The organism is Bacillus sp. ABA4_010 (assembly GCF_056159105.1).
Window position 1 is genome coordinate 1485652 of the sequence record NZ_JBSWUN010000003.1, and the last position, 24507, is coordinate 1510158.

Annotated in this window: 19 protein-coding genes, 2 pseudogenes, 1 riboswitch and 2 other annotated features (1 of these 24 only partly in view); of the genes and pseudogenes, 15 read left to right on the top strand and 6 right to left on the bottom strand. The window is 43.8% G+C overall.

The features are described 5' to 3' along the window. Positions 1-190 precede the first annotated feature (190 nt). From ACXAEO_RS08485 to ACXAEO_RS08495, 3 genes are all read right to left on the bottom strand, one after another. Positions 191-811 carry a DUF421 domain-containing protein gene (locus ACXAEO_RS08485; RefSeq protein ID WP_474880031.1) on the bottom strand — a complete coding sequence of 207 codons (621 nt, stop codon included), beginning with the start codon at positions 809-811 and terminating at the stop codon, positions 191-193. A 36-nt stretch (positions 812-847) separates the two neighbouring features. After that, entirely contained in the window at positions 848-1405 is a 558-nt protein-coding gene (locus tag ACXAEO_RS08490) for a DUF3231 family protein (RefSeq protein ID WP_474880032.1), read from the bottom strand. A gap of 112 nt (positions 1406-1517) precedes the next feature. Then, positions 1518-3539, bottom strand: a complete 2022-nt coding sequence (locus tag ACXAEO_RS08495) for a sigma 54-interacting transcriptional regulator (protein WP_474880033.1) — start codon at positions 3537-3539, stop codon at positions 1518-1520. Between the two features lie 298 nt (positions 3540-3837). On the opposite strand from ACXAEO_RS08495, the gene ACXAEO_RS08500 reads away from it, so the two are divergent. From ACXAEO_RS08500 to ACXAEO_RS08510, 3 genes are read left to right on the top strand one after another with little or no spacing between them, the layout of a single operon-like run. Further along, positions 3838-5262: a YfcC family protein gene (locus ACXAEO_RS08500; protein WP_474880034.1), complete on the top strand. Its 1425-nt coding sequence runs from the start codon at positions 3838-3840 to the stop codon at positions 5260-5262. A gap of 50 nt (positions 5263-5312) precedes the next feature. After that, the gene (gene iadA, locus ACXAEO_RS08505) at positions 5313-6485 is read left to right on the top strand and encodes a beta-aspartyl-peptidase (protein ID WP_474880035.1); all 1173 of its coding nucleotides are present in this window, start codon (positions 5313-5315) and stop codon (positions 6483-6485) included. Between the two features lie 43 nt (positions 6486-6528). Next, a complete protein-coding gene (locus ACXAEO_RS08510) occupies positions 6529-9063 on the top strand; it encodes a cyanophycinase (RefSeq protein WP_474880036.1) in 2535 nt (844 codons plus the stop codon). A 162-nt stretch (positions 9064-9225) separates the two neighbouring features. Here the strand turns inward: ACXAEO_RS08510 and ACXAEO_RS08515 are convergent, their stop codons facing one another. Both ACXAEO_RS08515 and ACXAEO_RS08520 read right to left on the bottom strand, forming a co-directional pair. Continuing rightward, positions 9226-10743, bottom strand: coding sequence for a potassium/proton antiporter (locus ACXAEO_RS08515; protein ID WP_474880037.1), 1518 nt, complete (start codon positions 10741-10743; stop codon positions 9226-9228). 16 nt (positions 10744-10759) lie between these two features. After that, complete coding sequence (locus ACXAEO_RS08520) at positions 10760-11317, bottom strand: tyrosine-type recombinase/integrase (RefSeq protein WP_474880038.1); 558 nt, start codon at positions 11315-11317, stop codon at positions 10760-10762. 252 nt (positions 11318-11569) lie between these two features. On the opposite strand from ACXAEO_RS08520, the pseudogene ACXAEO_RS08525 reads away from it, so the two are divergent. Beyond that, positions 11570-11875: pseudogene (locus ACXAEO_RS08525) on the top strand (PAS domain-containing protein); the annotation flags it as partial. A 126-nt stretch (positions 11876-12001) separates the two neighbouring features. Continuing rightward, a pseudogene (locus tag ACXAEO_RS08530) lies at positions 12002-12310 on the top strand (methyl-accepting chemotaxis protein); the annotation flags it as partial. 32 nt (positions 12311-12342) lie between these two features. On the opposite strand, the gene ACXAEO_RS08535 reads toward ACXAEO_RS08530, so the two are convergent. Further along, the gene (locus tag ACXAEO_RS08535) at positions 12343-13245 is read right to left on the bottom strand and encodes an aldo/keto reductase (protein WP_474880039.1); all 903 of its coding nucleotides are present in this window, start codon (positions 13243-13245) and stop codon (positions 12343-12345) included. 160 nt (positions 13246-13405) lie between these two features. Between ACXAEO_RS08535 and nagA the strand changes: the two genes are divergently transcribed. The 10 genes from nagA to ACXAEO_RS08585 all read left to right on the top strand — a co-directional run bounded on the left by nagA (position 13406) and on the right by ACXAEO_RS08585 (position 23964). Beyond that, positions 13406-14593, top strand: a complete 1188-nt coding sequence (gene nagA / locus ACXAEO_RS08540; protein WP_474880040.1) for an N-acetylglucosamine-6-phosphate deacetylase — start codon at positions 13406-13408, stop codon at positions 14591-14593. Beyond that, on the top strand, positions 14590-15348 hold the full coding sequence (nagB, locus tag ACXAEO_RS08545) for a glucosamine-6-phosphate deaminase (RefSeq protein ID WP_474880041.1): 759 nt from the start codon (positions 14590-14592) through the stop codon (positions 15346-15348). Before nagA ends, nagB begins: the two co-directional genes overlap by 4 nt. Further along, positions 15341-16072, top strand: coding sequence for a GntR family transcriptional regulator (locus ACXAEO_RS08550; protein WP_474880042.1), 732 nt, complete (start codon positions 15341-15343; stop codon positions 16070-16072). Before nagB ends, ACXAEO_RS08550 begins: the two co-directional genes overlap by 8 nt. A gap of 2 nt (positions 16073-16074) precedes the next feature. Then, complete coding sequence (gene murQ / locus ACXAEO_RS08555; protein WP_474880043.1) at positions 16075-16977, top strand: N-acetylmuramic acid 6-phosphate etherase; 903 nt, start codon at positions 16075-16077, stop codon at positions 16975-16977. A 29-nt stretch (positions 16978-17006) separates the two neighbouring features. Beyond that, the gene (nagE, locus tag ACXAEO_RS08560) at positions 17007-18362 is read left to right on the top strand and encodes an N-acetylglucosamine-specific PTS transporter subunit IIBC (RefSeq protein WP_474880044.1); all 1356 of its coding nucleotides are present in this window, start codon (positions 17007-17009) and stop codon (positions 18360-18362) included. A gap of 53 nt (positions 18363-18415) precedes the next feature. Continuing rightward, positions 18416-18571 carry a helix-turn-helix domain-containing protein gene (locus tag ACXAEO_RS08565; protein ID WP_474880045.1) on the top strand — a complete coding sequence of 52 codons (156 nt, stop codon included), beginning with the start codon at positions 18416-18418 and terminating at the stop codon, positions 18569-18571. Positions 18572-18696: 125 nt separating this feature from the next. Then, a riboswitch (cyclic di-GMP riboswitch) is annotated at positions 18697-18780 on the top strand. Between the two features lie 1007 nt (positions 18781-19787). Continuing rightward, positions 19788-20417 carry a methyl-accepting chemotaxis protein gene (locus ACXAEO_RS08570; protein ID WP_474884051.1) on the top strand — a complete coding sequence of 210 codons (630 nt, stop codon included), beginning with the start codon at positions 19788-19790 and terminating at the stop codon, positions 20415-20417. Between the two features lie 167 nt (positions 20418-20584). Next, on the top strand, positions 20585-21853 hold the full coding sequence (locus ACXAEO_RS08575; protein WP_474880046.1) for a glycosyltransferase: 1269 nt from the start codon (positions 20585-20587) through the stop codon (positions 21851-21853). Further along, positions 21853-22467: a TetR/AcrR family transcriptional regulator gene (locus ACXAEO_RS08580; protein ID WP_474880047.1), complete on the top strand. Its 615-nt coding sequence runs from the start codon at positions 21853-21855 to the stop codon at positions 22465-22467. Before ACXAEO_RS08575 ends, ACXAEO_RS08580 begins: the two co-directional genes overlap by 1 nt. A gap of 138 nt (positions 22468-22605) precedes the next feature. Further along, positions 22606-23964: a transposase gene (locus ACXAEO_RS08585; protein WP_474880048.1), complete on the top strand. Its 1359-nt coding sequence runs from the start codon at positions 22606-22608 to the stop codon at positions 23962-23964. A 130-nt stretch (positions 23965-24094) separates the two neighbouring features. Then, positions 24095-24319 (top strand) — a binding site (T-box leader). Positions 24320-24359: 40 nt separating this feature from the next. Beyond that, positions 24360-24507: a binding site (T-box leader), on the top strand (it continues 77 nt past the right edge of the window).

Genomic DNA, 24507 nt, shown 5'->3' on the forward strand with positions numbered 1-24507 from the left:
CTAAAACCGTCAAGAGGACGGGGAAGAATAGAGTGAGAGCCGTCTTATTGTTCCATTATAGTAGATATATGTGAAGAAAGGGAAGGAAAGAGGTTGGCAGGCAGGAGAAGTTGTAAATGTGTGAATAAATGGTCGGGTGTCTGAAAAGAGAAACACCACCTCTTTTCAGACACCCTCAAGGCATTTTCCTTCATTGTAAATAGTTTGGCGGTGTAGGAATATTTTGTTCTTGCTGTACTTCAGAAAAGAGATTCGTTCCTGCAGGCGGCTGTTTTGGAGGAGAAGGAGGCAGTGAAAGATTCAGTTGCATCGCCATACTTTGAATGGCTCTTCTTAATTGCTCGATATCTTCCTTTGTCGCCGCCTTTTTTGACTCTGTTAATGTATAGCCAATTTGTCCGCTCGGCTCGATGGTCGCCCAGCGCACATCGTGAATGTTTTCAATGCCGCTTTGGCGCAACCGCATTTCCAGTTTATCGATGGAAAGCTTTAATTTTTTTAAATTTTGCTGGTGAATGACGCCATTTTCAATCACAATTTTTGCTCGTCCTGTTAAAAAAGATTCAGCCACATCCCATTTAATTTGGATGTATTCCAAAAAAAGAAGGGTTAAAATAAGCAAGGCAGCTGTTGCGAGGGTGATCCAAATATTTTTTCCGCTTACTGGCTGAATGAGCAACGTTCCGATGGAAATCATAATGACTGTTTGTGAAATCGTCATTTGTGAGATGGAACGCCGCCCTGCCGTTCGTAACAGCATCACACCTGCTCCGATAATTAACACGGCTTTCCAAATCCAATCTAAATCCACATGTATTCACCTCGCTGTTCGTATTGCATCTCCGTTCTATCCCCGTCCCTTATGAGGCGTGCCCGGCGGCAAATAGTTAGGAGGAGATTTGAGCCATCCACGTTTTCTCATTAACGTTTTTAAAACGGCCGCGTATTTCATTAATTCAATTTGAATTTGGAAAAAAGTAAGCCCGACATCTGTGCGAACAGATTGTGACATGGCTTGGGCGCAAAAGGTAATGGAGGCGGCAACTTTTACCCCGATTAAATTGGCGATTTCATCATCTGTCAGTTTCACTCCTTCCGGTACATCGACCGGATTGGATTTCGGTTTGTCTTCATTAATGGAGGGGAGCGGCACCCCTTCATCAATCAAAATTTTCTTCAGTCGGTTGTAATCTCTAGTAGACGATTCTAGAGCGTTTTCTAAGGCGTGTTTTAACTCAGGATCTGTTGTTGTGTTAAGCCCGGCTTGGTATAACGCCCGGGATTCTTGGAAGGCGGTTAAAGCTGTCCATAAGCTCATGACCTCCCCGACATGAAGAGGCGGTTCTGGCTCGGGGTCCATCACGTTTTTGAAGAGGGCGGCAATGGATTCAAATGCGTTTGTCAATAAGGACCCTCCTTTCGTTAGCCTTTTGTCCATTATAGTTTCCAAAGGAGACGGAGGTATTTACGGGAAAAAGTGCCATAAGCAAAGGGTGAAAAGGAGAGTGAAGGTCGGTTCATCGTGTGATCTTTTTCGCCTGCTCGTATCCAAACTCTGTCAGTCTTGTGCCGCCGCGGCCTTTTCCTTTTGTTACATACCCTTTTTTTGCAAGCCGGTCAAGCCGTGTACGAATTTGCTGCTCTGTCAGTCGAAGGGAACTGGAGGCAGAAAGATTCGTTAAACGCTGGCGGCTCACCGTTATTCCTTGTTCATGCAAATCATAAATCCATTGAAGAAGTCGCTGCTCTTCCATATCCTCTAGTTCGTATTCTTTCGTAAATACATCCTTCTCCTCGTTTTCTTCAAAAAATTGGTCATGTGGAATGTCGCTCAATGTCAGGCGTTGGCCGTCACAAACCGCGAGCATATACTCAATCGTGTTTTTCAGCTCTCTTACGTTTCCGTACCACTTATAGCGAGAGAGTTTTTCTATGACATCTGCATCGACTAAAATGTTTTGCTCCCCGATAAAGGCTTCTATCAAAAGCGGGATGTCACCAATGCGCTCACGAAGGGGAGGAAGGGCTATAAATAATACTTTTAATCGGTGATAAAGGTCGCGGCGAAACGTTCCTTCTTGAATCATGTGCTGTAAGTCACGATTGGTCGCCGCGATGACACGCACATCAATGGCAATGTTTTTGGCACCGCCTACACGCCGAATTTCTTTCTCTTGCAATACACGCAGAAGTCGTGCTTGTAGCTTTGAGCTAATGTCACCAATTTCATCCAGGAAAATCGTGCCGCCGTCCGCTTGTTCAAAAATTCCTTTTTTTCCGCCTTTCCGTGCACCGGTAAAGGCACCTTCTTCATAGCCGAACAGCTCGCTTTCCAGTAAATCTTCCGGAAGGGCGCTGAAATTGACGGCTAAAAAAGGACCGTTGCTTCGCGGAGATGTACGGTGCATGGCGCTTGCGAACAATTCCTTTCCTGTTCCGCTTTCTCCTTGAATGAGCACAGCTAAATCAGAGGAGGCGAGCTTGCGGGCAATTTCTTTTGTTTGCACTAATGATGAACTTTTACCGATGATGTCGTCAAATGCGTATTTGGCGATATAGCCTTTTTTCATCAGTTCTCTTCTCGCTGCTTTTTCAAGTGCCATCGTGTCGCTCACACTTTTAAAGGTTGCCACAATGGATTGTTCTTTTCGTAAAGGGAAACGGTGAATGAGCACGTCTGTATCATCGAGTGTGAAGGCATGGTCGTTTGTGTCTGTATCATTCAATAAAAAAGCAGTGATTTCTTCGTGCTTCAATACATGCCGAACATGTTTCCCGATAGCGTAGCGGGAAGAAATACCGGTCATATTCGCTAATACTTCATTGAAAATGAATACGTTCCCTTCTTTATTGATAGCTAAAATCCCATCATTGACTCCGTCCACGACTTTTTTCAAATGATGGTTCAGCTCGTTCATCGTTTGGTTAGTGTGGGCAAGCTTTTGACTTAAGTCGATCATTTTACGAATGTATTGATCCGAAACGGTTTTTCCTAAGCGCTCTGTCATGTGCAGCCGGTTCAATATGTCATGGATGGTAGTAATGTCGATGAGGCGAACACCGATGTTTACCGTACGGGAAACAGTTGGGGGAACGAGTGCCACTTCCCCTGGGGTAATGGCGATATTAGTCATCGCCGGCAGCTGGTCACCTGGTGAGTACGGATAATAGTCGATATGGTCAATGCCGAGTCGGATCAGTGTGTGAACGGCATCTGCTGCGGTTTGTGTAACGTCGTTTACATATAGCGCTTTTGTGCCTTTGGCAATAAAGAAAAGCTGATCAATATATTCATAGTTGACCGTTCGATTGGCGATGATGGACTGACATCTTTCGCCGATTACATGCTGCACCTCTTCTTTAATGAGATAGGAAGATAAAATGATTAAACGATTTTCAATGAGAGAAGGAAGTCCTTCTTCCACCGAATAACTCTGAATGTTGATGAATGTTCCCAAGATTTCGTGAAGCTGGGCCGCTAGCGCTTTTCTTGTTTGTTTCGTGCCCGCAAGCAAAATGAGTTCCTTTGGTCGTTTCATAAATAGCCTCCTTTTTGGGTATTTTAGGGTTTCTATTCACCCAATTTACCATGTTTTTTCACCCATTAAAAGACTAGCTATATCTACTTCATAAATTGTTCCCGCTTTATTTGATGAAAAGGCGTTCACAAGTGGTTCATTTAAGCGGGTGACAGCCGCTTAGGTCTAGAAAATTCGACATGATCACTCTTTGGTCATGTCGAATTTTCTAGATCCATTTAGATAGTATGGATTGGCACAAATCTTGCAATATAGAAAAGTGAAACGTTTCGAAATGATAGTGGGTGGAGGAGATTGGATGAATCAAGCAAAAAAGAAGGTTTCGTATTTAGAGCCAAACGAAACGAAAAAGGGGAAAAAAATAAATGTGTTTGCACTGCTTTTAAGTATTTTGGCGATTTCGACGTTGTTGACGTACATCATGCCTGCGGGGGAATATGAACGAGTAGAGGTGGATGGTCGAACAGTTGTTGATCCGGATTCATTTCAATGGATTGACCGTTCGCCTGTTGATCCGTTTCATATGGTGAAAGCTATTCATACAGGAATGGTAGAGGCTTCAGGTATCATTTTCTTTGTGCTCATTATTGGCGGCTTTTTTGGGGTTTTAAGTGCTACTGGCACAATCGATGTACTCATTACCACAATGGCTAAAAAGCTGGCAAAACGGGAGAAATTATTAATTCCGATCATGATGCTGTTTTTTGCCATTGGCGGCTCCCTAATGGGAATGGCAGAAGAAACGCTTGCGTATATTCCGTTACTTATTCCGCTTGCTATGGCGTTAGGATTTGATGCGCTGACAGGGACAGCGATTGTGCTTGTTGGTGCTTCGGCAGGTTTTACGACAGCGGTAATGAACCCATTTACGGTGGGGATTGCACAAGGAATTGCGGAACTGCCGTTGTTTTCCGGCATGGGTTTTCGTCTCGTATTATTTGTTGTCGTGTATGCAGTGTCTGTCATTTTCGTCTATCGCTATGCGATGAAAGTAAAGAAAAATCCATCGATTGGCTTTTACGGAAAATATGACAAAGCGGAAGCGAATACTTTACTGAATTCAACGGCGACATTAACGAAGAAGCATAAATGGATTCTTGGCGCGTTTCTCATCAACTATGTTGTCCTTGCTTTCGGCGTTATTAAATTTCAATGGTACATTACAGAAATCGCGGCTTTGTTTATTATTTTGACTATTGTCATCGCCATTATTGCTAAAATTCCGGTGGATGCAGCGGTTAAATCGTTCACTGACGGCTCTGCAGCCTTGATTGGGGGAGCACTTGTAATCGGTTTGTCTCGTGCGACGCTCGTCGTTTTAAATGAAGGTCATATTGTCGACCCGATGTTACATGAAATGTCAGAGGCGCTGAAGCATGTTCCTTCATATTTAAGCGTCATTGGTATGTACAATTTTCAAGCGCTCATCCACTTTATTTTAGCATCTGGAAGCGGCCATGCGATGCTTACCATGCCAATTATGACACCGCTTGCGGACTTGCTTGATATTACAAGACAAACGGCCGTTTTATCTTTTTCTTTCGCCGATGGCATTGGCAATATCATTTTCCCAACGGCGGGAACATTAATGGCAGGATTGGCAATTGCAGGCATTCCGTGGACGAAATGGGCGAAATGGATTTTCCCGCTCGTATTTATCCAATATTTAATCGGATTGATTGCCGTTGTCATTGCGCATATGATTCGCTATGGTCCTTTTTGAAAATTTGGTAACAAAAAATACAACCTTTGGAAAAACAGGAGGAAACAACCATGCTGACAGTCATCAAAAATGGAGAAGTGTATACCCCGAACTATGTGGGCCGTAAAGACATTTTAATTGCAGGGGGAAAAATTATTCATATCGCTGATGAAATCGATTTGCCTGTCAATACGGTTCCTGTAAATGTGGTAGATGCATCCGGTCAGCTCGTCGTGCCTGGGTTCATCGATTCCCATGTCCATATCATTGGGGGTGGAGGTGAAGGTGGTTTTAAAACGAGAACACCAGAACTTATGCTGACAGATGCGACGACAGCGGGTGTGACTACACTAATCGGATTGCTTGGAACAGATGGAACAACAAGACGAATGGAAAGCTTACTCGCCAAAGCCCGTGCATTGGAGGAGGAAGGGATTACATGTTACATCCATACAGGCTCTTATCAAGTACCGGTGAAAACACTGCTTGAGAAAATTGAAGATGACATTATTTTGATTGATAAAATTATCGGTGTCGGGGAAATTGCCATTTCGGATCACCGTTCCTCTGAACCGACGTTTGAGGAGATGGCGAAAATTGCGGCTGCTGCCCGAAACGGGGGGATTTTATCAGGGAAGGCAGGCGTTCTCGAAATTCATGTTGGGGACGGGAAGGAAAAGCTATCCTTGCTTGAACAGCTTGCCGAAAAAACGAACATCCCGATTCGCCATTTTCATCCCACTCATATTAATCGGAATGAAGAACTATTTGAAGCAGGCATTCACTATGCTTTGAAAGGAGGATATGTAGACCTTACAACAAGTACGATTCCGCAGTTTTTAGAAGAAGGCGAAGTGAAATGCAGCAAAGGATTGCGCACGATGCTGGACAGAGGTGTTGCCATTGGCAGCATCACGTTTTCCTCCGATGGCCAGGCGAGCTTGCCATTTTTTCATGAAGATGGAGAATATGCAGGACTGCAAGTTGGCAAAGTATCGTCTCTATATAAAGAAGTGAAGGATGCGGTGTTGGAAGAAGGAATTCCATTGGAAACGGCGCTCCGTGTCATTACGTCTAATCCGGCTCAAGTGCTGAAACTCACCCAAAAAGGAATGATTGGGGCAGGTAAAGATGCCGATGTCGTCCTGCTTGATAAGGAGATGCTGAACATTCAGAGTGTCTTGGCAAAAGGTGTGTTGATGATGTATGACGGGGTTCCAGTCGTCAAAGGAACATTCGAGTAAGCGCAGTGATTGGAAAAATAAAGGGGAAAGAAGGGGAGAGTAGATGAAAAAGCAAATTGTTTCATCGTTTGTCAGCTTGGCGATGCTGGCAGCGATGGTCAATCCGAGTGTGACCGAAGCAAAGGGGAAAGAAGAAATCGAGGGGAACTTGGTCATTGCCGGCGGAGCGCTCGGCAGCAGCAATAAAGAGGTATATGAAAAGTTTATTGAGCTTGCCGGAGGGAAAACAAATGCCAAAATCGGGATTATTCCGGCTGCAAGCGGAAAACTGAAATCTTCGGAAGAATTTAAACGTGATTTAGTAGCGTATGGAGTGAAGGAAGCGGATATTACGATCCTTCCATTGTCCAACCATGATTTTTCCGATACGAAGCAAGTGGATGAATCAAGCTGGAAAGACAATGTGAACGACCCCGAAATGGCGGAGAAAGTGAAGGACTTGACGGCCATTTGGTTTGTCGGAGGTGACCAACTTCGTATTACGAGCACGCTTCGCACGGAAAAAGGAAAGAACTCAAAGGTGCTTGACGCTATTTGGGACATTTACCGAAAAGGAGCAGTCGTTGGCGGGACAAGTGCTGGTGCGGCAATTATGAGCGACGTAATGATTACAGGAGGGGACAGTTTAGGGGCGCTAAAAGAAGGGTTCACCCCTACTGACGTGTCTAATTCAGATAAAGAATATGCACCTGTTTATGTTCAAAAAGGACTCGGCTTTTTCGAATATGGCATCGTCGATCAGCATTTTGATGAAAGAGGAAGATTAGGAAGGCTTGCACTGACGGCACATGCATATGAGAAGCGTAAAAAAGAGCGATTTGCTTACGGAGTCGATGAAGATACTGCCCTCGTTGTTTATAATAAGGAAAAAACAGCGGAAGTGGTCGGACGTTCCGGTGTAGCCGTTGTTGATGTCAGCAAGACGAAGCGGAAGTCCAATCCGAAGACTCACTTAGAAAATGTGGATATCAGTTATTTATCAGCAGGGGACCGCATTCATCTTGATGAGCGTACTTTTGAGTTTCCAGCAACGAAAAGTGAGACAAAAGGCTATGAATATTACGAATTCCAACCACTTCCAGCAACAGGGGTTTTCACACCGTACGGCAGGTTGAAGCATTATTTAGCCTACTCGCTCGTTGATAATGCAGCTACCAACGAAGTAACAAGTTATTTGTATGACAAAAACGGAGATGGATATGAACTGAATTTCCGTGAAACGGAGCGAACGAATGGCTATTGGGGATATGCGGATGGGCAAAAGGATGACTATTCGGTTGTTCATGTTGTGATGGACATTAAGCCTGTTTCCGTTTCTTTCAAGGAGGCATCTAAGCCGTTTGCGGAATATGAACCGTCCAAGCTCGAACTTCCGAACGTGGACCGAAACGAGGAGATTAAAGGAAGTCTTGTGATGGTTGGAGGAGCCCTTGGTAGTAGTAACCGTGCTGTCTACGAAAGCTTTATTGAAGCAGCCGGTGGAAAAGACAACGCGAAAATCGGGATCATTCCGGCAGCTAGCTCAAGATTGTCCTCTTCGGAAAGTTTTAAGAAGGATTTGACTTTCTATGGGGTAAAAGAAGAAAACATTCATATTTTGCCGATTTCCAATCATGATTTCAAAAAGACGGAAGAAGATGAGTCAGCATGGAAGGGTAATATGAACAAAGAAGAAATCGTTCAACAAGTCGAAGAACTTTCCGGCATTTGGTTTGTCGGAGGTGATCAAACGCTCATCACAGGATCATTGTTGAACGAAGATGGGACTAATTCAAGTGTGTTGAAGGCCATTTGGAACATTTACAGAAATGGTGCGGTCATTGGTGGTACAAGTGCCGGTGCGGCAATTATGAGTGATGTCATGCTTGCGGGCGGAGACAGCTATGGCACGCTGCTGAATGGTTTTACAGATACGTATGACGGCATGACCCAGCAAGAAGGTGGAGCGGGTTACCTTGAGCGCGGACTTGGCTTCTTCCGGTACGGCATCGTTGATCAGCATTTTGACAATAAAGCGAGATTGGGGCGCCTCATTGCCACTGCTTATGAAAAAGGTGATCAGCAACAGCTTGCTTACGGTATCGATGAAGATACGGCGCTTGTTGTGAACAATGCCGAACAGACGGCTAAAGTTGTCGGAAGGGGTGGTGTGACTTTAGTGGACATGTCGAATGTGTCAACGGATCCGCAGCTACCAAGCAGCAACTATCGAAATATCGCCCTTTCATGGATGGCTCCTGGTGATACGGTTGATTTGGCAACGAAGGAAATGACGGTGGCTGAAGCAAAAATCGAGACGAAGGGCTATGAATACAGTGACCAAAAAGTCGCCCCACATGCGGGTGTGTTGAATGCCCACGGGTTGTTAAGCAAATTTATCGCGTATGATTTGGTGGACAATAGCGGGGAAGAAGCGGTGAAAAGTTACAGCTTCGCTAGTGGAAAAGGCTTTGAGCTGACTTTCCGCAAAGGTGCTGAAACGAATGGCTACTGGGCGTATACAGATGGCCAAAAAGATGATTATTCAATGGAAAAAGTTCTTTTAGATATTACCCCTGTTACGGTACACATTAAATAACATGTCAGATTCGGGTACGAGTTGTCATAACTCTACCGGGATTTTACAGCTTCTTGAATGGGCGTCGTCCAATGATGGATTTCGAGAAAGTTCTTCTAAGTGAGTAAATAGTGAAAAGCGGCTAGTTAAAGAGGAATGGCTCCTTTTTAACTAGCCGCTTTTTTAAACGGATTGAGAGGACGAATCGTTCATCTCTGGTGCAATCGTGCTTTTTTTCTCTTTTAATAGTTGAGTCAGTTGCAGCTTGCTTTTCTTCGATGTCAAAATGTATAGAAAATCGCCTGGTTCAATGACGGTACTGCCATCTGGTGTGATGAGCGAGTCGTTTCGAATAATGGCATTCACAAGTGCACCGTCTGGAAATGGAATGTGAAGCAGCGGCTGTCCGACAATAGCCGCGTCTGCTTCCATTTCGTACTCAATCATTTCGGCTTGAGCTTTTCCGAGGGAAACGAGCTCAAGCGAGTGCATAGGAGCGGCTTTCACAGGTCCTGTTAGTCCGAGTTTATCCGCTAAATTTGTAATGGTCGCCCCTTGAATAAGGCAGCTTGTTAGGACAACGAAAAAGACGACATTAAAAATTAACTGACTGTCTTCAATACCTGCTAGCATCGGGAAGGTAGCAAGGACAATCGGTACAGCTCCTTTTAATCCAGCCCATGAAAGAAACAGCTTTTCGTTGTTTGTATAGCATGTTTTAATCGTTGAAAGATACACAGCTACCGGTCTGGCTACGAATATTAAAATGAGAGAAAGAATAATGCCTTTCAAGAAAACATCCCACGTAAAGAGGTCGGATGGGAAAACGAGTAAACCTAAAATGACGAACATTAAAATTTGCATCATCCAAGCAAATCCTTCGGAAAAGCGAAAAATCGAATGGCGATAAGCAATTTCTGCGTTGCCGATAATGATAGCCAGCACATATACAGCAAGAAGTCCGCTTCCTTGCATAAATGCCGTCAAACCGTATGTTAAAAGGGCAAACGCGATGGCGAAAATTGGATAAAGTCCACTTGAGTCAAGGTTAATCCGGTTCAATGCCCATACGGCTAATTTCCCGAAAAGCAACCCGAGAATCAGTCCAAGTCCCATTTGGAGGAAAAATGACCCAATCAATTTTACGAGGCTGGCACTCGGTACCGTAATGAGTTCAATCATCGCAATCGTCAAAAAGACGGCCATCGGATCATTTGACCCTGATTCAGCTTCGAGCGTTGTCCCAATGCGTTCATGAATGTTTTGCCCTTTTAATACAGCAAAGACAGCTGCCGCATCGGTCGAGCCGACAATCGCACCAAACAGCATGGCCGTGAGCCAATCGACATCGAGAATAAGCTTAGCGGCAATGGCGACGATGCCGGATGTAAATAAAACCCCGATGGTGGCAAGTGAAAGGGAGGGAAGGATGACTGGGCGCAGTGTACTCCATTTCGTTTGCAGTCCACCTTCAAACAAAATGACAACAAGGGCGAATACGCCAATCATTTGAGCCGTGCTTGCACTATCAAAATAAATAATCCCTAATACATCGCTTCCCATGACCATTCCGACCATGATGAACAGAACGAGGGATGGTACGCCAAGTCTGGCGGAAAACTTCGTTGTTAATACGCCCGCAATAAACAAAATGGCTGTTAGTAAAACAAATGTATCTGTGTGCAAAATATTCGTAAACATGTAATCAACTCGCTTTCTATAAATGTACGTCAAGCTTCATATGAGACGATGTTATATTGGCTGCCCCAATGTATTGCCGTGTTTCCGAAGGGGTCGTGTGCTGCAACCTTTTTTGAATAAGGGAAATGGCAATTCCTTTTGCGTATGCATGGTAGCCGAATGTTTTTCGTAACGTATGAGTACCAATCGGTTCGCTAATGCCGGCTTGCTTCGCCGCTTCATTAATAATGCGGTATGCTTGCTGGCGCGTAATCGGTTCCTTTGTTTTTCGAGATTTAAATAAAAAATCGTTGCCACTGAGTTTTCCTTCTTCAATACATGCGCGCAGCGATTCGCGAACAGGATGATTTAAATAAACGGGTGGATCTGTATAAGTAGAGGATTGCAAGTAGTGGAGGATTTGCCCGTATTCGTCCGCCACATCTTGAACATGAAGATGCAGCAAATCATGGACGCGGATGCCGGTATTGATGCCAAGCAATAATAAACAATAGTCGCGCGGTGAACGTGCCTGTAAAAAGGTTTTCATCGCCAAAAGTTGTTGTTCGTCTTTAATGGCTTCAACAGTTTTCATGATTCATACTCCTTTTAATGTAACATAAAATGATTATAGCATATGGTTATGTCACATTAGAAATGATATGCTTGAATAATTTGAAAAATGAAGAAAGAGATACACAGCTAGGAGAAAAATCCTATATAATAGAAAGAGAAAAGTAGACATGACTATTAAAGGGGAGTTTTCTGAACAATGCCATCAACTGTTCAACAAAAGCATTTATTAGATGAAAAAGCGATCTTAGTTGCGCTCGACTACAATTTAGCGATGATCCAATTTGATACGACAGGGAGAGTCATATGGGTTAATGAGAATTTTGCCCGTACGTTGAAATATGACGCAAGTGAAATGATAAACATGATCCATAGACAATTTTGCACAGAAGAGTTCAAAAATAGTCGCGAGTATGAGCAGTTATGGGAAAAACTTCGGAGTGGAGAACAATCTCAAGGGAAAATTCAACGGCTTGATAAAATGGGGAAGTTATTATTGCTTGAAGCGACTTATATCCCGATTCTTGATGAACAGAAAAACGTTCAGTCCGTCTTAAAAATTGCCACAGACATTACAGAACGTGAAACACATACAACAGAGGTCATTTCAAAATTGAAGGAAATGCCGGTGGAACTTGGCAACTTAGTTTTTGCGAACTCGAAAGAAAAAATGGAAGCTGTTGAATCGTTAAAAAAACAAACGGAAATCATTACGAATATTTCTAAAACAATTCGCAACATTTCTTCGCAAACGAATGTATTGGCACTAAATGCAGCCATTGAAGCGGCCCGCGTCGGCGAACAAGGACGAGGCTTCAAAGTTGTGGCGGACGAAGTGCGAAAATTAGCCGGAAGTGTAGATGAGGCAATTAAAAATGTGAATGTGAGTGTGGAAAATATTACAGAAGAAGTAGAAAGAGTAAACCGTATAACAGAGGCGCTGCAAAGCATTGTCGTGGATACTCAAGCGAAATTTGATGTAACGATGCAGGAGCTTGAACGCACCGCCAAATAGACAAAAGAGTCAGCTGCAGCTGACTCTTTTTCTTATGGAATGTCGTGACCCATGGAGCTTTGTAAAATTTCAAACCATTGATCAAGCGACAGTTTATATTGCAAGGCATCAATGGCAGCGTCGATGCGTTCTGTTTTACCTGAACCAACGATGGGCATGATGTTGGCTGGATGATTTAACAGCCATGCATATAAAACAGCGTCAATGCCAGGTGCGCCAATTTCACCCGCTACTTTTTCAAGTGTTGTACGAAGGCGAGCTGCTTTTTCGTTGTCAGCAGAGAAAATGTCGCCGCCGGCAAGGGGAGACCAAGCCATTGGAGCAATGCGTTTTTCAAGGCATAAATTCAACGTACCGTCTTCGAAGTTTTCTAAATGATAAGCAGAAAGCTCGATTTGGTTCGTCACAAGCGGGAAGTCCAAATACGATTGCAGCATATTGTATTGGTGCTGTTTGAAGTTGGATACACCGAAGTAGCGTACTTTTCCTTCTTCTTTTAACTGTGTGAACGCTTCCGCCACTTGGGCAGGGTCCATAAACGGATCTGGACGGTGGATTAATAGCACATCAATATAATCCGTCTGCAAGTTTTCTAGTGACTGGTTAACGGATTTTAAAATGTGCTCTTTGCTTGTGTTGTAGTGATGGGATTGATGTTCAGGGCGATTCGGCGATTTAAGCACGATGCCGCACTTTGTAACGATTTCCATTTTTTCGCGAAGCTCAGGTTTTAATGCAAGTGCTTCCCCGAACAATTTTTCACATGTGTAGCTACCGTAAATATCCGCATGGTCAAAGGTTGTAATCCCTTTTTCTAAGCAATGTTCAATTAAGGCAAGCGTTTGCTCTTTTGTTTGATTCCAATCAGATAAACGCCATAAGCCGTGAACGATTCGAGAGAATGATAAATCCTCTGCAATTTGAATTCTTTCCATATGTATATCACCTCAAGATTAGATTAAACAGAAAAGGGGAGAGAATGTCAATCAAAACGCTTTCAATGAATGAATAGAAAAATAGTTTATAGGTGGTATAGACAACTAGTTTTCTATATGATAACATGAGATAGTAAGGAAGAAAGGATGAGAGTTCAGCATGAAAGCACTCATTAAAAATGTACAAGTATACATCGGTGATGAGTTAATTGATAACGGTTACCTTATTATTTGTAATGAGGTAATCGCTGATGCCGGGAAAATGGAGATGTGCCCAGAGCTTGATTCTTCGTACACAACGATAGAATTGTCTAATCAATACAAACTAATCCCCGGATTCATCGATCTTCACATTCACGGAGCAGCCGGAGCGGATGTGATGGATGGAACGGAGGAGGCGTTGAGGACGATGGCTGCGGCACTGCCTGCGGAAGGGACGACAAGCTTTTTGGCCACAACGATGACCGTTGATCAAAGTGAGATTGAACGAGCGCTGCAAAATGCCGCTTCTTATATAAATAATCAAGGAACAGACGCAGCGGCGGAAGTGCTTGGCATTCATTTAGAAGGACCGTTTATTTCACCGAACAGAATTGGTGCCCAACACCCCGACTATGTCGTGCCGCCGAGTGTCGAGTTGTTCCGTAAATGGCAGGAGTTAGCAAATGGGCATATTAAACTTGTAACGCTCGCCCCGGAACAGCCGAACGGCTTGGCGCTTGTCCGGCATTTGAAGGACGAAGGAGTCACCGCTTCAATTGGACATTCAGACGCGACGTATGAAGAAGTCGTGGAAAGCATGGAAGCAGGAGTGACGCATGCTACCCATTTATTCAATCAAATGAGACCGCTTCACCATCGTGAGCCTGGGGTCGTCGGTGCAGTGCTGCTTCATGACGACATCAAATGTGAAATCATCGCTGATGGGGTTCATTCACGACCCGAGATGGTTCGCCTCGCCTACAACAATAAACGAAAAGAAGGACTCATTTTGATTACTGATGCGATGCGTGCCAAATGTCTTGGCGAAGGAACATATGAGCTTGGCGGTCAAGATGTGACGGTAGCAGAAGGAAAAGCGACATTAAAAGATGGAACGCTGGCAGGAAGCATTCTTACTTTAAGCGAAGCGGCTAAAAACATACGCCAATATACAGGGTGCGGCTTGGAAGCGGTGATTGAAATGGCAAGTGTCAATCCGGCGAAGCAGCTGAACGTATATGACCGAAAAGGCAGCCTTGAAAAAGGGAAGGACGCTGATGTCGTCGTTTTGGATGAAAACGATGATATTTTTATGACGATTTGCCGCGGCCGCATTACCTACACAGCACAGGAGGGATTCGAGTGAACATCATTGAAGTGAAAAATTATGAAGAGATGAGCAAAAAGGCGGCAGCCTTGATAATCGAAATGGTCAAAACGAAGCCTGATGCCGTGTTCGGCATGGCAACAGGCGGTACAGCCATTGGGACGTATCAATGGCTCGTTCAAGATGTTAAGACAAATGGGACGAGTTACGCAAAAGCGCATACGGTTAACTTAGATGAATACATTGGCATCGAACGAGGTCATGAACAAAGCTACCATACGTATATGAATCATCATTTATTTCAGCATATTGATTTGCCGGTAAGTCATCGTCACATCCCAGATGGGAAAGCGAACGATACAGAGGCGGAATGCCTTCGCTATGAAAAGACGATCGAAGCGTTAGGTGGAGTGGATTTACAACTATTAGGGATTGGCCATAACGGTCATATTGGGTTCAATGAACCAGGGACTTCGTTTCATTCAACCACACATGTCGTCGAATTAACGGCACTTACACGCAAGGCGAACGCCCGTTACTTTGAGCGAATGGAAGATGTCCCGACACATGCGATGACGATGGGGATTGGCACGATTTTAAACAGCAAACGAATTTTACTTCTTGTCTCTGGAAAAGGAAAGGCCGAAATTGTGAATAAGCTTCTTACTTCCCATCCGACCGAAGACATTCCCGCCACCGCGTTAAAAAGTCATCCGAATGTGACCATCATTGCGGATGAAGATGCGTTAAGTGTATGGAGAAATGAACGTAAAGAGGTGGGGCGAAATGTTTAAAGTAGACAAAGAGTCGCTGTTGCCGATTTATTATCAAATTGAAGAGGGGATAAAAGAGCTGATTGCAAGAGAAGCGCTGAAGCCAGGGGATCTCGTCCCGTCCGAGCGAGAGCTGTCTGAACGGTACGATGTGAGCCGGATGACTGTTAGGCAGGCAATTAGTAATTTAGTCAATGATGGCTATTTAGTAAGACAGCGCGGCAAGGGAACGTTTGTTGCTGACAGCAAAATTGAGCAAGGCTTGCAAGGGTTGACGAGCTTCTCCGAAGACATGCGGGCAAGAGGGATGACGCCAAGCTCGAAATTATTGGAATTTAATGTTGTGCCGGCATCCGTGCTTATCGCTTCGAAGTTGAAGCTCACGGAAGGCGAATCTGTATACGAGATTAAACGAGTAAGGCATGCAGACGACATTCCGATGGCGTATGAAATGCTTTATATGTCCGAACGTCTTGTGCCGGGTTTAAAGGAAGAAACGCTTAGTTCCTCTATTTATGACTATATGGAAAAAACGCAAAACATCCAGATTGCCAAAGGGGAGCAAGTGCTTGAAGCCTCCATTGCCCGAAAAAATGAAGCCTCCATTTTACAAATCAAGGAAGGGGCATCTGTCCTGCTGATTGAACGGACGAGCTATATGGAAGATGGAACGCCGGTGGAATTCGTTCAATCTGTTTACCGTGGAGACCGCTATAAATTTAAAATCGAGATGGAGAGACGGTAACGATGGAAAGACAAACAGAGCAATCAAATATACGGACCTTCCATTTAGATCGCATGACATCATCTGAAATCGTAGTTGCTATGCTTGAGGAAGATCAGCATATTGCGGCAGGCATTTCACCGCATGTGTCAAAGATTGCCAAAGCGGTTGATGAAATCGTCACCCGTTGGAAAAAGGGAGGGCGGGTTTTTGTGATCGGTGCCGGAACGAGCGGGCGAATTGGGATGCTTGATGCAGTCGAGCTCGGGCCTACGTTTTCTGTTGAAAGCAGCCGTTGGACGGCGATTGTCGCCGGCGGCAATGAAGCGATGTGGCAGCCGTTAGAGGAGACGGAGGATGATGAAACGGTCATTGAAGCAAAGCTGAAAAGTAAAGAAATGACAGCATACGATACTGTCATTGGCATAACGGCAAGCGGAAGCACGCCGTTTGTCCTCGCTGGTTTGCGCCTGGCGAAACAGTTAGGCGCATTAACAGTCGCTGTGACGAATAATGAAGGTACACCGGTTTCTTTTGTCAGCGATGTCGCCATTGAAGCAGTTGTCGGTCCAGAAGTCATTCGCGGGTCAACGAGGTTAAAGGCAGGAACCGCTCAAAAAATCGTCTTGAACATGTTATCAACAGCGGTCATGGTGCGCCTCGGAAAAGTGTACAACAACGAAATGGCCGATATGAAGCTTATGAATCAAAAACTCGTTGGACGTGCTGCGCACATGATCGAAACCATTGCTGGTGTTTCCGAACAAGAAGCGTCAGCGCTTTTACAGCAAAGCGGGTTTCAGCTGAAAGAAGCGCTTTTTATGGCGTTGACCGATGCTCCGCTTGAAGAGGCTGCCCGTTATTTGCAACAAGCAGACGGGCACATAAAGAAAGCGGTTACTTTATTTTTCAGCATGAACAACTAGAGAAAAACAGAATGAGGGGGAGTTTGACAATGATAGGATTTTTACAACGAATCGGAAAAGCGCTCATGCTGCCGATTGCCGTATTGCCAGCAGCAGCGTTATTGCTGCGTTTAGGTCAAGATGATTTATTAAAAATTCCATTTATGGCAGCGGCGGGAGAAGCGGTATTTGCCAATTTAGCGCTACTGTTTGCCATCGGGATTGCAGTTGGATTAGCGAAAGATGGGAATGGAGCCGCCGGATTAGCCGGAGCGGTTGGCTACTTCGTACTGACGAAAGGAACAGCGGCGATTGATGAAAACATCAATATGGCGATTCTTGGTGGAATTATTTCAGGAATCGTGGCTGGTGTATTATATAACCGCTTTCATGCGATCAAGATGCCAGAATGGCTCGGATTTTTTGCGGGAAAACGGTTTGTGCCGATTATCACATCTGTAGCGATGCTTATATTGGCGGGGGTTTTCGGGGTTATTTGGCCGCCGATTCAAGATGGCATTAACAGTGTCGGTAATTGGATTACTGGTGCCGGTGCATTAGGGGCTGGGGTGTTTGGCTTTTTGAACCGCTTGCTCATTCCAATTGGCTTACATCATGTATTAAACAGTTTAGTTTGGTTCGTATTCGGTGAGTATAACGGGGCGACAGGAGACTTGAACCGTTTCTTTGCGGGCGATCCGACTGCCGGTGCGTTCATGACCGGGTTCTTCCCTGTAATGATGTTCGGCTTACCGGCAGCTGCGATGGCCATGATTGCGGCGGCGAAAAAAGAAAGAAGAAAAGCAGTGGCGGGGATGCTGATTGGTCTTGCGTTTACGTCTTTCTTAACAGGTATTACCGAACCAATTGAATTTTTGTTCATGTTCATCGCACCAGTTTTATACGGCATTCACGCCTTGTTGACAGGTATCTCGCTGGCGCTTTCAGTTGCGCTTGATATTCATCACGGCTTCGGATTTTCTGCTGGTGCCATCGATTACTTGTTGAACTTCGGTATTGCACAAAAACCGCTTCTACTTGCGTTTATCGGTATAATTTATGCAGCTGTTTATTTTGTACTCTTCTATTTCTTAATTGTCAAACTAGACATTAAAACGCCTGGACGTGAGGATGTGGATACAGGAGCGGAAGGCGGCAACGGAAGCGTTCAACATGTGGAACTTGCTAAACAATATTTAGCGGCGCTTGGAGGGAAAGATAATCTCGCTAATCTGGATAATTGTGTGACGCGTCTGCGCCTTCAAGTAAAAGACATGAATGCCATTGATGAAGCGGCTTTAAAACAGCTCGGGGCAAAAGGTGTCATCAAGCTCAACAAAACCGACCTCCAAGTCATCATCGGCACGGATGTCGAGTTCATTGCAAATGAGATGAAAGGTTTATAAACACCAACAGGACAGCCAAAAACCGCTGTCCTGTTGGTGTTTACTTAATAAATATGGAAGAAGCTAAACACAGACTGAAAACAACGAGTGACACCATTACAGCTATTGCTCTTGAGCTTGGTTTCAACGACAATAGCCATTTCTCAAGAACATTTAAACATACATACGGCCTATCTCCGAACGAATATCGTAAGCGTGAACGTTTGTAACGAAAATAGTCCAATCTGTCTTTTTTTGTTTATCAAGGAAATATTATTACACGACCGCTCGAAAAAAAGATAAACTTTTCTAAAAAGCAGACGATATATTCACTACGACGGTAGTGAAAATGGTGAATAAAACTAGCAGCTTTGAAGAACTATCTGTACATGGGCGCTTGGATAGTTTGGAGCGAGTAGCGCAACCGGCTAATGAAATGAACTCATTTCATTAGCTTTTTTTATGCCAAATTTTTCTGCCTGATACATTTTAACAGTGGGAGAAAAGAGAGGGTAGGGTATGGACAAACGTAAAAATGTAATGATGCTTCGTTTTTCTTTATTTGTAGTGGTGCTATCGATTTTCGTACATGTGATGCACCGTCGAGTTGGGTGGCTAGATGAATATCTCATTTTATTTGACATATTGAGTGGGCATACATCTAGTCTATCATTCATATTAAATGTATTACTCATCGTGCCGATTGTACTGTTGCTTGCTGCATTCTATATATATGTGAAAAAACAAGTTCATCCGTGGATTCCGTTATTCATTATGCTTTCGTTAACGTTCAGCAGTATTTCAATTATTGCTGGCGGCGATGGCATGGTTGAATATCATTTTTCAATCTTTATGGTATTGGCGAGCCTTGCTTATTTTGAAAGTGTTAAACTCGTTCTTATTAGTACTGTAATTTTTGCTTTCCAACATTTAGTTGGTTATGTCACATTTCCTGAATTAATTTGCGGCATGGAAACCTATCCGTTTGCCCTTTTACTTATTCATGCGTTGTTTCTTATTTTTACGAGTACGGTTATTATCATTCAAATTGTATCGAGACAGAAGTATGTAGCAGAAACGAAGGAACAAGAAAGAAAACAGAAGGAAATCATTGACCAATTGATTGATAGCATCGCTTCTACCTCTCAAAATGTGTTATCGAATGTGTCACAGCTTGAATGGGGGATAAAGGAATCAACAAGTGTGACAAATGAGGTGGCATTTTCGATGGAGGAAATGGTGAAAGGAGCGGAAGAGCAACTTTATTCGTCACAAGAAAGCAAACACGTACTTGACCAAATGAAAACAGAAATTCAAGCGGTGATGGCGCAGGCGAACCGCTCTGCTGAGTCTTCCTCTATGGCGATGGAACAGGCGATAGAAGGGAAAGATAGTATGAGCGGGACCGAGCAAAAAATGAGTGCCATCGTGCAAACGGTTGATCAAATGGATGAAGTGGTGACACGTTTGCAGGACCGGTCTACCAACATTCGGGAAACGTTGTCGCATATGTCAGACATCGCGGCTCAAACGAATTTGCTAGCATTGAATGCGGCAATTGAAGCGGCGAGAGCGGGCGAGTCTGGGAAAGGATTTGCTGTCGTAGCCGAAGAGGTGCGGAAGCTCGCAGATCAATCGAGAGTGTATGCCGAGCAAATCGGGCAGACACTTCAAGAATTCCTTTATGAAACATCACGAATTGCTCAAGTGATGGAAGTTAATCAAGCACAAGTCGAAAAAGGCATCGAACAAGTTCAGCAAACAGGGCGCGTGTTCGAGCGAATTGTAGAAGAAATCTCCAACGTTCATGAGCATGTGAACAAATCATCTGCCATCGTCCATTCTATTGGAGAACGAATGAGCGGCGTGTATCGTACCGTTGAAGAAATGACCGTTGTATCTGAAACGTACAAAACAAATATTGAAAGCATTTCTGAAGCTTCTCAAGAGCAACTCGCTGCTTTTGATGAAATCAATGCCATTACAGAAAGCTTAAAAGGTGTGACGGAATCGCTGACGAATCAAGTTTCTTCATTGGAAAAGGACGCTGATACGAAGCGCGCCGAATTTGTATAAAAGTAGGTAAATGTAACAGCCGGAAGGACACCGCGAGTCCTTTCGGCTGTTTTATTGTAGCACCTAGTTTGACGGGGAGGAATGGAGATGAGATAATAGGCGCAATCCGACGACAGTGTCGGTGTAATGGTATCATTCACCTTAATAACGCATAGGCGGTGGTATGGATGAAGGTTACATTTTTAACGCTCGGAAGCAGAGGCGATGTACAGCCATATGTAGCATTAGCAAAAGAGCTTATAAAAAAAGGGCATGAAGCGTGTATTTGCACAGGGGCTACTTATCAACCATTTATTGAAAAAAACGGAATTGCTTTTTATGAAGCATCGGCTGATTTAATGGCGATGATGGAAAGTGAAGAAGGAAGAAAAGTATTTAACGGTGGCAACTACAATTGGTGGAAGATGTTTCAGTTTGCGAACAAGGTCATTACCCCGGCTTACCGAAAGAGCATGGATGATTTTTTAGCGGCTTCAAGGGGAGCGGATTTAATTATTTATCATCCGAAAGCATTAAGTGCGGTCGATATCGCTTTTTACTTGGATATTCCATGCATCTGTATGCCGCCTGTTCCCATTATGTACCCGATTACGGAATTTCCTAATTTTCAGCTGTCACCGGATAAAAGCTTCGGACCGTTACTGAATAAATGGTCATATAAAGTAATTGAGTTTAGTGAACGACCGTATATGAAGCATATTAACGATTTTCGTGAAAAGTCGCTAAACTTGCCGAAACGAAAGACCGGCAGTATGTTATGGGAAATGGCTGGAAAACCGATTCCTATTATATATCCGATTAGTCCGCATTTATTTAAAGACGTGAACAGCTGGAAGGATCGTGTCTATTTATCTGGCTTTTTCTTTTTAGATCTTGGAGACGAAGCGCTGGATGAACAGCTAGAAGCATTTCTTTCGGCTGGTGAAAAGCCGATGGTCGTGTCGTTTAGCTCAATGCCGCTTGAAAACCCCGCTGCATTCAAGCAAAAGTTTGTGCAAGCAGTGAAGGAAACCGGCAATCGTGCGGTGGTGTTAACAGGAACGAGCGGGATGACGTTTGAAGACGAAGACGATCTAATCGCAGTGGAAAAGGCGCCGCATCGTCTCATCTTCAAACGGGCGAAAGGAATTATTCATCACGGCGGAGTCGGGACAATGTCCGAAGCACTGTTAAGCGGGGTGCCACAGCTTGTAATGCCGTTTACGGTTGACCAGCCATTTTGGGCGGCTAGACTTTATGCAAAAGGCTATACGATTCGGCCATTAAGAGAGAAAACATTGAAGACAGTTGATTTAATAGAGGCACTTCGAGAAATGGAGAACGAAACAGTCATCGCGAAGGCGAACGAAATGAAAGGAATCATTGAGTCAGAAAATGGACTTGCTCAAGCGGTTAACTATATTGAAGCATATATGGAAAAAAGGGAGGAAATGTAATGCCGACTGCCACATTTTTTAATTTGCCAAAAGAAAAACAAAGTCAGGTAATGGATGCCGCCATTCATGAATTTGCCGAAAATACTTTTGAAGAAGTGAAAATTTCGACGATTATTAAAAAAGCGAAAGTGCCAAGAAGCAGCTTTTATGATTACTTTGAAGATAAAGAGGATATGTACAAGCACATTTTATCCCTCGTTCAAGCTGAGAAAACGAAGTATATGGCGCCTGTCATGGAGCGAGCTTGGGCGAGCTTTTTTGAACAGTTCAAAGAGCTGATGAAAGCGGGAGCCGCGTTTGCGGCGAATCATCCGGAATATGAGAAGCTCGCCAACAAAATGGTTGAAAACAAAAAACGAATGACCGAGCTTCTCGGAGATGCCGCGCAAGACGTAACAAGTATATATGAGACGATGATTAAAAAGGGCATGGAGGCAGGAGAAATTCGCCCGGAACTGGACGTCAAATTCCTTGCGCGCTCGATCTACCTTTTATCCTCCAACTTAGCGGTTGAAGGCTTCAAGGAAGAAAATGGCCCAATGGCTGTTTATATTGAAAAGCTAGCAGAGCAAATGATTGATTTTTTGAAGTATGGGATGGGAAACGGCCAATAGTTATTTGAATCAATTTCATATTTTAAAGCCTTTGTCGCCCAAGGCTTTTAAGAACTTAAAAAAGGAGTACCTCCCTAAATTCTTGTATACTGTTTAGTAACCACACTAAAACAACACAAGAATGGAAGGTGACTCCCTATGTCTATTATACGACAAGGAAGCCTGTTTGGCATGCAGGATTTATATGAATTAGAACCAACAAAACGATTTGAAGCCATTTTTTCGACACTGAATATAGAGCCATTATTATTTGCCGTGTCTAAAAAGACGGTGTACGGCGCTCCTACTGAATTAAATTATCCAGCGATGATCTACGCCCTCGTTGCTCGTATTGTGGAACGAATTCCCACCATCAAAGATCTCGTCAAACGGTTACGAAACGATTTTATGTTCCACCTTGAATGTGGGTTTCTTTTTTCTGATCGTATCCCTTCTGAGGCTTCTTTTTCTCGGTTCACTCAAAAGTTAAGCGAATCGAAGGCACTAGAAACGGTTCAAGAAACCGTTCTTCTTCAGGCCATTCAAGAAGGGTTTATTGACGATGATGTGGTCTCGTTTGATGCGACACATTTCGAGTCTCGAGACCGGGCTACGCCACAAGAAAAGAAGCCAAAGACCGAACCAAAAAAGCGTGGCCGTAAACCGAAGGCTGAACAAGAAGCCTATCAACAAGAAAAACAAGAGCGAGATGATCAAAAAACTATTTACGAGAAAACGATAGAAGATCAACTATATGTCAGTCTTGAAACCCTACGGACAGATGTACCTTTACACCCAAACTGGGGGATCAAGAAAAATAGTGAAGGAAAGAACGCCTTTTGGTTTGGATTCAAAGCCCATTTGGCGGTTGGATCCAAGAGCCAATATATTCTTCAATCTCTCATGTCATCGGCCAGTTTGAATGATGGAAAAGCCGCGATTCCTCTGTTAAAGGGTCTTCAAAAACGGCTTTCTTCGTTGACCGTTCAGTACGGAGTATTCGATGCAGGCTATGATTACGAAGCGATTTATACGCAGCTTCATCGTATGAAAGCCAAAGCCATTATTGCTTATAATAAGCGAAACGAAGGAGAACCCCTTGGTTTTGATGAACATTTCGCGCCCACTTGCGTACGAGAACACTCGTATCGCTATGATAGTTTTGATGAGAAGTATCAGACTCTGAAATATACGCAGCCAAACGAATGTAAAACCTGTCCGTTAGCTCACGATTCCCTTTGTCAAAAGGTCTATAAAATCAAGATGGAGACAGATATTCGGAAATATAGCGCCCCAGGCCGTGGGTCAGAAGCTTGGAAGAAGCTTTACCATCAGAGGAGTGCCGTTGAACGAGTGAACGCCTATTTAAAAGAATTCTTTCAATTGAAAAACGTCCGATATCGATCTGGAAAACGAGCAAAAGTTCATTTCGATCTGGTAACGCTTGTTTATAATGCCTCGAAATTGGCCGTAGATCGAATCAATCGACAAATGAAAGAAATGAGTCAAGCCGCTTAGCATTAAAAAAAGAAACGACTAAAATTCTGTCCTTCCAACTAAGGAAAAGAAACTATTATGAAATTGATTCATTTAAAAATATTTACATTTTTAGTAATTTGTTGTAGGATGTAAAAAACAAAGCTCACCATAAAAAGCACGGATAAGGACATGAATGATTTTTACGGTTTTCAGAGAGGGAAGGGTAGGTGCGAACTTCCTAACTTAGGAGAATCATTTACCACCTTTGAGCTGTATTGGGGAACTAAAGTATCCAATACCGTTGATGCGACGTTACAGCACCAAAGCCATAAGTGTGATGGAGGACTTATGGGAAATTGGGTGGAACCACGGGTTAAACGCGCTCGTCCCTTGCATGAGGGATGAGTGCGTTTTTGTTTTGGTTAATTGAATATGCATATGCGATGAACAGGACATGAATGATTTTTACGGTTTTCAGAGAGGGAAGGATAGGTGCGAACTTCCTAACTTAGGAGAATCATTTACCACCTTTGAGCTGTATTGGGGAACTAAAGTATCCAATACCGTTGATGCGACGTTACA

Excerpts from the sequence above, each read along its gene's own strand:
- ACXAEO_RS08575 (WP_474880046.1), top strand. The coding sequence starts at position 20,585 with ATGAAGGTTACATTTTTAACGCTCGGAAGCAGAGGCGATGTACAGCCA.
- ACXAEO_RS08550 (WP_474880042.1), top strand. The coding sequence starts at position 15,341 with ATGTTTAAAGTAGACAAAGAGTCGCTGTTGCCGATTTATTATCAAATT.
- ACXAEO_RS08535 (WP_474880039.1), bottom strand. The coding sequence starts at position 13,245 with ATGGAAAGAATTCAAATTGCAGAGGATTTATCATTCTCTCGAATCGTT.
- ACXAEO_RS08515 (WP_474880037.1), bottom strand. The coding sequence starts at position 10,743 with ATGTTTACGAATATTTTGCACACAGATACATTTGTTTTACTAACAGCC.
- ACXAEO_RS08520 (WP_474880038.1), bottom strand. The coding sequence starts at position 11,317 with ATGAAAACTGTTGAAGCCATTAAAGACGAACAACAACTTTTGGCGATG.
- nagA (WP_474880040.1), top strand. The coding sequence starts at position 13,406 with ATGAAAGCACTCATTAAAAATGTACAAGTATACATCGGTGATGAGTTA.
- ACXAEO_RS08565 (WP_474880045.1), top strand. The coding sequence starts at position 18,416 with ATGGAAGAAGCTAAACACAGACTGAAAACAACGAGTGACACCATTACA.
- murQ (WP_474880043.1), top strand. The coding sequence starts at position 16,075 with ATGGAAAGACAAACAGAGCAATCAAATATACGGACCTTCCATTTAGAT.
- nagE (WP_474880044.1), top strand. The coding sequence starts at position 17,007 with ATGATAGGATTTTTACAACGAATCGGAAAAGCGCTCATGCTGCCGATT.
- ACXAEO_RS08510 (WP_474880036.1), top strand. The coding sequence starts at position 6,529 with ATGAAAAAGCAAATTGTTTCATCGTTTGTCAGCTTGGCGATGCTGGCA.
- ACXAEO_RS08570 (WP_474884051.1), top strand. The coding sequence starts at position 19,788 with ATGGATGAAGTGGTGACACGTTTGCAGGACCGGTCTACCAACATTCGG.
- ACXAEO_RS08495 (WP_474880033.1), bottom strand. The coding sequence starts at position 3,539 with ATGAAACGACCAAAGGAACTCATTTTGCTTGCGGGCACGAAACAAACA.
- ACXAEO_RS08580 (WP_474880047.1), top strand. The coding sequence starts at position 21,853 with ATGCCGACTGCCACATTTTTTAATTTGCCAAAAGAAAAACAAAGTCAG.
- ACXAEO_RS08585 (WP_474880048.1), top strand. The coding sequence starts at position 22,606 with ATGTCTATTATACGACAAGGAAGCCTGTTTGGCATGCAGGATTTATAT.
- ACXAEO_RS08500 (WP_474880034.1), top strand. The coding sequence starts at position 3,838 with ATGAATCAAGCAAAAAAGAAGGTTTCGTATTTAGAGCCAAACGAAACG.
- iadA (WP_474880035.1), top strand. The coding sequence starts at position 5,313 with ATGCTGACAGTCATCAAAAATGGAGAAGTGTATACCCCGAACTATGTG.